This is a genomic window from Sulfurimonas sp. (assembly GCF_032250635.1).
In the GTDB taxonomy this organism is placed as follows: domain Bacteria; phylum Campylobacterota; class Campylobacteria; order Campylobacterales; family Sulfurimonadaceae; genus Sulfurimonas.
In genome coordinates, this window is sequence record NZ_JAVVFL010000069.1 from 1 (window position 1) to 9,709 (window position 9,709).

Annotated in this window: 8 protein-coding genes; 6 read left to right on the forward strand and 2 right to left on the reverse strand. The window is 39.7% G+C overall.

Annotated elements, in window-relative coordinates; all coding sequences use genetic code 11:
* Positions 1–282 (forward strand): response regulator (locus tag RQ763_RS05665; RefSeq protein ID WP_314151683.1); only part of this gene is annotated, 282 nt, incomplete at its 5' end.
* 22 nt (positions 283–304) lie between these two features.
* On the opposite strand, the gene lon is transcribed toward RQ763_RS05665, so the two are convergent.
* Together lon and bamD are read right to left on the reverse strand one after the other, a co-directional pair.
* Positions 305–2,716 (reverse strand): endopeptidase La, encoded by a 2,412-nt coding sequence (gene lon, locus RQ763_RS05670; protein ID WP_314151685.1) that lies wholly within the window; start codon positions 2,714–2,716, stop codon positions 305–307.
* On the reverse strand, positions 2,703–3,458 hold the full coding sequence (bamD, locus tag RQ763_RS05675; protein ID WP_314151686.1) for an outer membrane protein assembly factor BamD: 756 nt from the start codon (positions 3,456–3,458) through the stop codon (positions 2,703–2,705). The genes lon and bamD overlap by 14 nt, the downstream gene beginning before the upstream one ends.
* Before the next feature lie 122 nt (positions 3,459–3,580).
* Here bamD and fliW point away from each other — a divergent pair, with 122 nt between their 5' ends.
* The 5 genes from fliW to RQ763_RS05700 all read left to right on the forward strand — a co-directional run bounded on the left by fliW (position 3,581) and on the right by RQ763_RS05700 (position 9,603).
* Complete coding sequence (fliW, locus tag RQ763_RS05680) at positions 3,581–3,961, forward strand: flagellar assembly protein FliW (protein ID WP_314151687.1); 381 nt, start codon at positions 3,581–3,583, stop codon at positions 3,959–3,961.
* A gap of 140 nt (positions 3,962–4,101) precedes the next feature.
* Positions 4,102–7,581 carry an Ig-like domain-containing protein gene (locus RQ763_RS05685; protein ID WP_314151688.1) on the forward strand — a complete coding sequence of 1,160 codons (3,480 nt, stop codon included), beginning with the start codon at positions 4,102–4,104 and terminating at the stop codon, positions 7,579–7,581.
* Positions 7,575–8,198, forward strand: a complete 624-nt coding sequence (locus RQ763_RS05690; protein ID WP_314151690.1) for a prepilin-type N-terminal cleavage/methylation domain-containing protein — start codon at positions 7,575–7,577, stop codon at positions 8,196–8,198. Before RQ763_RS05685 ends, RQ763_RS05690 begins: the two co-directional genes overlap by 7 nt.
* Positions 8,198–9,112, forward strand: coding sequence for a prepilin-type N-terminal cleavage/methylation domain-containing protein (locus RQ763_RS05695; protein ID WP_314151691.1), 915 nt, complete (start codon positions 8,198–8,200; stop codon positions 9,110–9,112). Before RQ763_RS05690 ends, RQ763_RS05695 begins: the two co-directional genes overlap by 1 nt.
* Positions 9,088–9,603, forward strand: a complete 516-nt coding sequence (locus RQ763_RS05700; protein ID WP_314151692.1) for a hypothetical protein — start codon at positions 9,088–9,090, stop codon at positions 9,601–9,603. Before RQ763_RS05695 ends, RQ763_RS05700 begins: the two co-directional genes overlap by 25 nt.
* The last annotated feature ends 106 nt before the right edge of the window (positions 9,604–9,709 follow it).

Genomic DNA, 9,709 nt, shown 5'->3' on the forward strand with positions numbered 1-9,709 from the left:
GAGGTTTTAGAGGCAAAAAATGGAGCTGATGCGATTGGGAAAATAAAAGAAAGAGGTGATATAAATCTTATACTTTTAGACATCATCATGCCTGTTATGAACGGCTTGGAGATGCTAAAAGTCGTGCGCTCAGATGAAAATATAGAACAGGTTCCAATTATTGTACTCACCACCGATGAGACAAAAAAAACTGAAGCTCTAGAGCTTGGAGCAAACGGCTTCTTAATGAAGCCGATTAGAAATCATGATCTTACTGAGAAAATAAACTCGATAGTTCTCTAGAGAGTAAAATAAAGAGGAGGTTTTACACTAAGACGTGTTTTAAAACCTCTTCTACTCTGCTTACGCCGATTATCTCAAGAGAGTCTCTGACCTCTTTAGGTATATCCTCCAAATCTCTCTCATAATTTTTTACCGGGATAAGAACTTTGCTCATATCGGCTTTATGTGCTGCAATAAGTTTTTCTCTAAGTCCACCTATTGGAAGCACATCTCCGCTAAGAGAAACTTCACCCGTCATAGCAATTTCTGATCGTATTTTTCGAGAACTTAAAATCGAAGAGATAACACTTACCATCGCTATTCCCGCGCTTGGTCCATCTTTTGGAGTAGCACCGTCTGGAACGTGAATGTGTAGATCATAACGTTTATATACCTCGCTAGAATCTACCTCTGTATTCTCCTCTTTCTCTTTAAATGTCAACGGAATATTTTGCGCATCGATTTTTAATTTTTTCGTATCTATTAATGTTTTTACCACGCTGTATGCGATAAGTGCCGACTCTTTCATGACATCACCGAGGCTTCCGGTCAACTGCATAGAGCCTTTGCCTTTTACGCGTATGCTCTCTAGCTTTAAGACATCTCCGCCCACGGCCGTCCATGCAAGACCGTTAACAACTCCTACAACAGGAACCTTTGTCGTTTTTTCAATCTCAAAAACAGTTTTATCAAAATACTCTTTAAGATTTTTCAGAGTCAAAGAGACTTTGCTTATTTCAGGATGCTCAAGTATTTCACGAGCAACCTTTCTTGACATATTTGCAAGACGGTGACGAAGACTACGAACGCCAGCTTCACGCGTATAGCTGTGGATAAGCTCTTTGAGTGCGGGCTTTGAGATGCTGAGTTCTGATTTTCTTAGTCCATGCTTTTTAAGCTCTTGGGGAATAAGATATCTTGATGCAATCTCATACTTCTCTTGCGGCGTGTAAGAGCTTATCCCGATAAACTCCATTCTATCTCGAAGCGGCGCAGGAATCCTGCCAACATCGTTTGCCGTAGCTATAAAGATAACTTTTGAGAGGTCAATATTGAAGTTTAGGTAGTAATCTCTAAACTCTTTATTTTGCTCAGGGTCAAGTATCTCTAGTAAAGCAGCCGTCGGATCGCCTCTTCCCGTTTTTGCAACCTTGTCAATCTCATCAAGAACTATCACAGGGTTCATTTTTTTAGCATCTATGATGCCTTGAACAATACGTCCAGGCATTGCGCCGACATAGGTTCTTCTATGCCCTCTAAGTTCGTTTACGTCTTCAAGTCCACCAAGTGCGATTCTTATAAGCGGGCGTTTAAGTGCCTCTGCTATAGAGTTTGCAAGTGACGTCTTACCAACGCCAGGAGGTCCCCAGAAACAGATGATTGCGCCGGAGTTGCTCTTTATGCCTCTTAGCTCCATAAGCTCTTTTACCGCAAAAAACTCTGTTATTCTCTGCTTAGGTTTCTCTAAAGAGAAGTGATCTTTATCGAGCTGATTTTGTACTTCGCTGATTTTGAGCTTCTTTTTACTCTCATCTCCAAAAGGAACATCCAACGCCCATTCAAGATAAGTTTGCGTCATAGAAGCGTCTGAAGAGTCGGGGTGCATACGTGAAAATCGCTCTATCTGCTTATGTATCTCCTTATATGCCTCTTCGTCCATCTTCTCTTTTTTAGACTCAAGCTTCTTGCGATACTCCTCTATCTCTTCATCCCTTGAAGTATCCGTTCCAAGCTCTTTTTGTATCTGCTTTAGCTGCTCTTTTAAGAAGTACTCTTTATTTACCTTCTCTATATGGCTGTGCACTTTAGATCGGATCTCTCTTTGGAGTTTGTTAGCTTCTATCTCATCAATGAGGTACTCTATGAGATCCAAAAATCTCTTTTCAGTATTTGACTCCACAAAAAGATTATAAGCCTGCTCTTTTTTAAGTTTAACCGTGCTGCAAATCAGATCAATGATGCGGTTGTGGTCGTGGTTCTCCTCAATGGTTCTAAGCAGATCTGGAGGAAAATAGTTGCTCACACTTGCAAGCGTTCTTACCTTTTCGCGTACAACTTCCAAGATGGCATCTATCTTTAGAGAGTTTACGTTTGTCGCGTTAATAACCTCAACATGTGCAATAAGCGGGTCGTCTGAAACTTTATATGCAACCTTGGCACGGGCAAGACCTTGAAAAAGAACCTTTACTCTTCCATCTGGAAGTGCGACTTTTCTCATTATGGAGCCTACAACACCTGCACTGTACAGAGCTTCAAAATCTCTCTCTCCCTCATGAGATGGTTTTGTAGAGCAGACTATGACCAAAGAGCTCTCTTCTATGGCCTTTGTAGCGGCTTTTATATTGCTCTCATCGCTCAAAAAAAGCGGCGAAATCATAAACGGATATAAAAAAAGCTCGTCCTCTGCTATGATAGGGATATCAGCCGGAAATTCACTATAATCACTTAGTTTCATTATCTTCTCCTTGAACATCTTCTTCTGCTATTGAGTTTCTCGAAACAACGCTTTTTGTATCAGGTATCATAAACTCATACCAGCTTGATGTGCCATCACCCTCAAACCAAGCTCTGTACCATGGAGCGACCGCCCTGTCAACCTCTGAAGAGGCAATCCACGGCTGCGGATTAATGCTTCGGTAGTACTCGGAACTTTTTGGTTTGTCCAGTCTCTCGTAGAGGTCTGATATCTCTTCATTTAAAACATATTGAGCAAGGTAGAGACGAACAAGCATTGTGTTTACCACCTCCATGTACATTGAGTCCGGATAGTTTAGTTTAAACTTCTCCCCCTCTGCTATTGCCTCATCTATAAGTGCCTGATCACGTCTTGGATGCGGAAGTGCTTTGTATTTTGCTTTTATCTTTAAAAACTCCGCTTCCTCTTTTTCGTTTGGTGTCGCATATCTTTTTATATACTCATCCAAAAAGTACTCGCTTAAGAGATACTCTTCATGGTACATATGGGCAATCGCAAGTATCATGGTAGCTTCGGGAAGAAGCGGAGAACCGATGTGCTCGCCCTGCAGTGAGCTGTAGTAACCGTCTGCTCTTTCCAAATCTCCGTTTGAGACGCTTTGCGTAATCTTTGAGTACCAATACATGGCAGGCTTGTTATACTCCTCAATCTCTTTTGAGCAACTCGTAAAAAGAAGCGTTAGAGGCAGTAGTGCGAGTATTGCGTAAGTTTTAAATTTCATTAAATTTTTTCCTGTTTATAAATAGGTTGCTATTTTATCCAAAACATATATAACACTCATTAAACTAGGTATATTTTATGCTTAAACTGCTACAATTAACGAAATATACAAGAAGGGTTTTTATGAAATTTGATATTTGCGTCCCTATTTTAGGCTTTGAAGATTTAAAACAGGTAACTTTGGAAAAAATTGATGATATCTTTATGAAGATGAGCTCTGTAGATGATAAGAATATCTCCTTTACCCTCATAGACCCTTTTGTTCTAAGAGAGTATGATTTTGAAGTTCCAGACACCATTCAAGAGCTGCTTAAAATAGACAAAAATTCAAACTTAATCATTTTAAACACTGTCCTGATTCAAACACCCATAGAAAACTCCGTGGTAAACTTTGTAGGTCCCATGATTTTTAACACCGACAACAAAAAAGCCGCACAGGTCATCATTAGCAACTCGAACGAGTACGGCGTGGCCGAGAAGATCTCTGACTTTTTAAAAAAATAATTCCATTTCAAGAGAGCAGCAATCGCCTAGCTGCTCTGCAATCTCTTAACCTTATTAAATTATTAAGCACTTATTAAGTACAACTGGTAGTATAATGTAAGATTAGCAAGTTAGGCTTATGCTTTTACTCGGAGGACCCAATGAATCTATTTCGCTCTTTTTTAATTGTTTTGTTTTTTACGTTTTCTCTGTTTGGTGATACATACGATAATTATGCTGTTAGTTTAACAAGTGGTGGATATACGCATACAGACACCGTTAAAGCAAATGATATCGATCGTTTTACAATTTCAATAATAGAAAGTGGTTACTTTTCTGCTGAAGTATCTGGAAATTCAACTGTAAAATTTGATGTCAGCACAACAAGCATGCCTGACAAACTCACGCATACATTGACATCATTCGGTCCTGTCTTTTATAATGCGGGTCAAACGGTCTACCTGAGCTCTAGCGCACCAGGTGAAACATCAAGCCAAACATATACATTAACATTAACTCTTGCTACAGGCAACCAAGCTCCCGTAGCTGTTAATGACGCTGCAGAAACAGATGGGGTAAACCCCACAACAATCTATGTGCTATTAAACGATTATGACCTTGATGGAACATTAAATAAAGCATCAATAGTAGCTACTGATCCGGCAGATGGAAACATCACCATTGATTATGTAAACGGCACTATAACATATACTCCTCCATCCCCTTTTGACGGAACAGACAGTTTTACATATACAGTTGAGGACAACGAAGGTACAATCTCTGATGTTGCAACCGTTAGCATAGGCTATCCTATACCTATTGCGTACGACAGATATTACTCGGTTGCTCCTACAGACACATTAGTTGCCAGCCTTATTTCAGACTACCCATATGGTACTTACTACACGGAAAACAACATTACTGTTCTTTCAAATACTACGCCAAGCGTCGGCAATTTATCACCAAACCCTATTTTAGCTGACGGGAATTTTACATATACGTATACAGGCTCAGAAGTTACTGATGTTGATTATTTTACATATAGCGTTACAAATGAATATGGTATAGATTCAAATGAGGCTAATGTTACAATTTTTATAAATAGTTATTGTGCTAACGCTATAACCCTTTTGGAAACAGACGATAACTGTAGCGATGATGACACAGCTTTTGTGGAGGAGTCCAGCCCAAATGGCGTAACTTCCGTTGATGGGCAATACTACGCAATTGTTATAAATGAAGACGGTTATCTAGATATAAACCTTACAAATACAGAGATGAGTGATGACAAACTCATACTCTACTATGACTTTGGAGACAGTTGTCCTACTATTTTCAGCAAAGGCACGACAAGTCAGTTGGACTCAGGGTATCGCAGTGAAACTGCCACTATAGAGGTTGACGCAAATACAACTTATTATCTTGGTTTACTCGGAACATCAAAAACCAATGCTACTCCATACAGTGTTGATCTCACTTTTCGCTCAAAATACTGCGGGGGTGGTATTTATGAACCTCCTCCTACTGTTGGCAGTGTAGGGATTAATGAGGTTGAAAATTATTCTATAAATGCAGATGGGGAGTGTGTTTATACCGATGCAGACACAGTTGATTATGATACTAATAAAGTCATAAAAACAAAGATTGTTAATAAAGAGTTTTGTTTGCACGCTTCCTATCTTGATCCATCTGGTAGCGTAACAATTTATGATGGTCAATACTCAGACAAGCCAAATGACACAGTTGATATGACTGTTATTTTGGAGCATGCGGATGGCGCCTCTTGCACAGATTCAAAACATCTCGGACAAGGCATAATTCGTCATGGAGACGAAGATACTGTTATTGGAGCACTTACAATAGACAGAGCTTATAAAGATAGAAGAGCGAAAGTTACCTCTTATGACTGGGGGGCGCTTCTTGAAAATGCAGATGGCTTAAATTGTAATACTAGTTCACTTGAGAGTTCTCTATGTCTAGTTCCTGCATGTTTTAACAATGTACAGAATATTCTCTCTGTTTTTCCTCCAGCATTTCAAGACAATGTTATGAGATGTATCTATGGCGATGGAACAGCCGGAACTTCTGCCCCATGTGACTCAAATGCATACAATGGAAATTGCGGTGGACGCATAAGAACTATTTCACCTTCAGAGTACAACACCGACTTTGGATGTGCAATGTGTTTAGCCGATGCAATGCAAGGAGATTTATGTTCTGAGGACAATTTTGCAATACGTCCAAATGATTTTAACACTACGATGCTGCCAGATCCTTTTAAAGCAGGGGAAGCAGCTCCGCTTGAGATTTATGCTGAAGATTACACGGGAATAGCCTCGCTTGATTATAATGAAACGGAAGGTTCTTCCTTCGTAGTCGATATCAACATAAGTGATGCAACAAAAAGCTGTCAGGACATGAACATAAACTTCGTTCCTCCTGTTGATTTTATAAACGGTGATGCTTCCGGCAACTATGCTTTAAATAATGTTGGAGAGTTTAACCTTACAATGCACGAGAGAATAGGCTTTGAATTTGCAGTTGTAGATGCAGACGATACAAGCGATGCTGATAGGTTGATAGAACCGTTTATGGCACCAATAACAGTCGTTCCTCACCACTTTGGAATAGATGGCGGTTTACAAAACGGTTCGAACGGGTTTACATACCTCTCAAACTTTGAGCAGTTTCCAAATGATGCTGATCGCAATATCTCAGCATCTTTTGATGTAAATGTCTCTGCAGAGACTCTTACCAATGCGGTTACAAGCAACTACACTGCCGAGTGTTACGCAAAAGACGGCAATCTAACACTCACTTTACTAGATGATATTAACGGTAGTAATCCTGAGGCAGGTTCATTAACTAAACTGCTCTGGTACCATTATACACCTGATGACAACGGCTCAATTCCGCTAGTGCTTGGAGCGACTGAATATAATCTGCCTTTTTCAAGCACACAGTTTGACAGCAACGATACTAACGGCACGGCAGAGTTTAACTACAAAATAAATTTTGACAGAAATACAAGCAAGGTCGTAAACCCTTTTGCAGTCGTCGTAAATGAGATCAATGCAACAGACACAGACAATGTAAGCGGCGTAAATGTCGGAGGAAATGCAACATTTGTTTACGGTCGCACTCACGCAACAAGACAGAGATACCAAGGAGATACCGGTACTGCTAACATCTACTTTGAATCTTACTGTTTTGGAGCGGGCTGTGATAAGACTCTGCTTAACGGATTTAGCCCAAATATGCAAAGAACAGATGATGTGAGATGGTATGTCAATGAAGCGAACATACCTGATATAGACGGTACTGTAGGGATTGTTCAGCAAAAAGATGCAACTCCTACCGATGCATCTGATGATATAGTAGATGTTACGGCACAAAATAATGTAACATACTACTCCACGGCTGATCTTGATTATGACGAAAGCAAAGGTTATCCATATAAAACGACTATGCACAACAACGCATCTCCATGGCTTATCTACAACGAAAGCGATTGGACTGCTACCAGAAACGAGTTCCAAGTGGAGTTTGACAGGATAGGAGAGTGGACAGGCGAGCACAATACAAGTACTACTACAAAAACTCCTGCAGGAGCGACAACCAATAGGAGAATCATGTGGTAAGAAGAAAATCCGCTCTTCATAGAGCCGCTTTTACAATGATAGAGCTAATCTTTGCAATCGTGGTTATCTCTATTGCCGTTATGTCCCTTCCTATGATGATACAAATAACCTCAGAAGGCATAGAAGACAATATAGTCCAAGAAGCCATCTTTGCCGCTTCTGCGGAGCTTATGGGTGCAACATCTTACTATTGGGATTTAAACTCTATGCAAGACAACGCTCTTAGTCGTCTTTCTAGAGTTATTGAAGTTAATGGTGTATGTAATGATGATAGATTAAGACCCGGTCATGTAAATCAGCCTTATCACAGAAGATGCTTAGACAGCAATACTACAGTAGTTGCTAATACTCCCGATACTAATACACCACCAGTTTTTCCTAACCTAGACAATGCGGAGAATGATGCTATAGGTGATTTGTTTGACACTAGTGCTGCAGAAGCTGCAGGATACAAACAGGAGTACCAGAGCCAAGTTATTGTCACACAAGCAACAGATAGCAATATAAAAGTACTTACAGCTTCAATATATACAAGTGATGGAGCAACTCTGCTGACTAGACTTAGAATCTATAGTGCCAACATCGGCGAAGTAGACTATTACAAGAGGAGATTTTAATGCGTAGAGCCGCCTTTACTCTTTTAGAGCTTATCTTTGTCATAGTCATAATGGGAATTTTGGCAAAATTTGGCATAGAGCTTCTCTCTCAAGCCTACAAAAGTTTTATATTTTCAAGTGTAAATAACAGACTTCAGTCTCAAAGTTCAGCAGCTGTTGAGACCATTGCTTCAAGACTGCAGTACCGCATAAAAGATTCGGTAATAGCAAGAGAAGCAGATGATGACTTTTTTGGACTTGCAGGATACTCTGATGACAATGCCACTATATTAGAGTGGGTAGCAACTGACATTGACGGCTTTCGCGGAAATACTGCTGTTCTACCGCACTGGAGCGGGATAATTGATCTTGATTTATCGTCTTCTTCTGTTTTAGTCTCTCCTGGAACCGACACGGGAGAGTTAAATACAATAATTGGAGTTTTATCTCCGAGTGCAACAACTATCAATAATGCGGCAATCTACTTTGTAGGTTCTGATAGTGATATCTATACAGGCTATGGATGGGGAGGAGCTATAACTACTCAAGATGTTGCTATGCACCCTATAAGAAGCAATGGTATTGCAAATCAATTTGTCCCAACAAATGGAGCCACTGGAGCAGACAATAACCTTAGCGGCGTTAACGTCTATGAGTACTATCAACTTGCATGGACTGCCTACGCTGTTGGCATAGATGATTATGACGACACCACAGGAACAGGTACTTTAAAATTATGGTACGACTACCAACCATGGAATGGTGACACATACCTAGTAAAAGCTGATGGAACAGAAACAAAAAGTGCCGTTATTATGGATGATGTAAGTACTTTTAGATTTAGAGCAGCCGGTTCAATAGTAAAAATTCAAGTATGTGTAAATTCTGATTTGATGGAGGATTATTCGTTATGCAAAGAAAAAACAATATTTTAAAAACAAATCCTCGCAGAAAAAGAGGAGCATTCGCTATGATAATGGCAATAGCCGTTATTGTAATAATCTCTACTATTATGGCTCTCTCTCTTTCTCTTACAAGCGAGACGACAAAAAGAACGGTTGACTTGTACCTCTACGAGCAAGTAGCACTACATGCAAAAAGCGCTACTGAGTTGGCACTTTTGGATATTGCACAAGCGAGTCCATGCACATATACAGGCAATACATATAATTTTCCACTTGGATGTACTGGCGCTACGTGTATTTACAATGCAATTGTTACCCCAACATATATATACTATGATGACCCGTTAACTCTTGGAGTAAATGAATCACCATGTGATACGGCCGCCGGAACTGATTATATTCTTATTAATACTCCCGAACAAAACGGTTCAGTGCTTATGGATGTAACTGTTAGCGTCAATGATGCCAATATAACAACCGAGCCTATCCGCTACTTTAGAAGAACTATTCAAAAGCTCTAAATTGTGACTATTCTAAACCATTTAATGATATAATAATTTATACTTACAATCAAAACCATCCTATAAAGAATAGCTTAAACCAATAGTTATTTTTTATAGACATAGA

Coding starts and splice junctions, on each gene's coding strand:
- lon (WP_314151685.1), bottom strand. CDS start 2,716: ATGAAACTAAGTGATTATAGTGAATTTCCGGCTGATATCCCTATCATA.
- bamD (WP_314151686.1), bottom strand. CDS start 3,458: ATGAAATTTAAAACTTACGCAATACTCGCACTACTGCCTCTAACGCTT.
- fliW (WP_314151687.1), top strand. CDS start 3,581: ATGAAATTTGATATTTGCGTCCCTATTTTAGGCTTTGAAGATTTAAAA.
- RQ763_RS05685 (WP_314151688.1), top strand. CDS start 4,102: ATGAATCTATTTCGCTCTTTTTTAATTGTTTTGTTTTTTACGTTTTCT.
- RQ763_RS05695 (WP_314151691.1), top strand. CDS start 8,198: ATGCGTAGAGCCGCCTTTACTCTTTTAGAGCTTATCTTTGTCATAGTC.
- RQ763_RS05700 (WP_314151692.1), top strand. CDS start 9,088: ATGCAAAGAAAAAACAATATTTTAAAAACAAATCCTCGCAGAAAAAGA.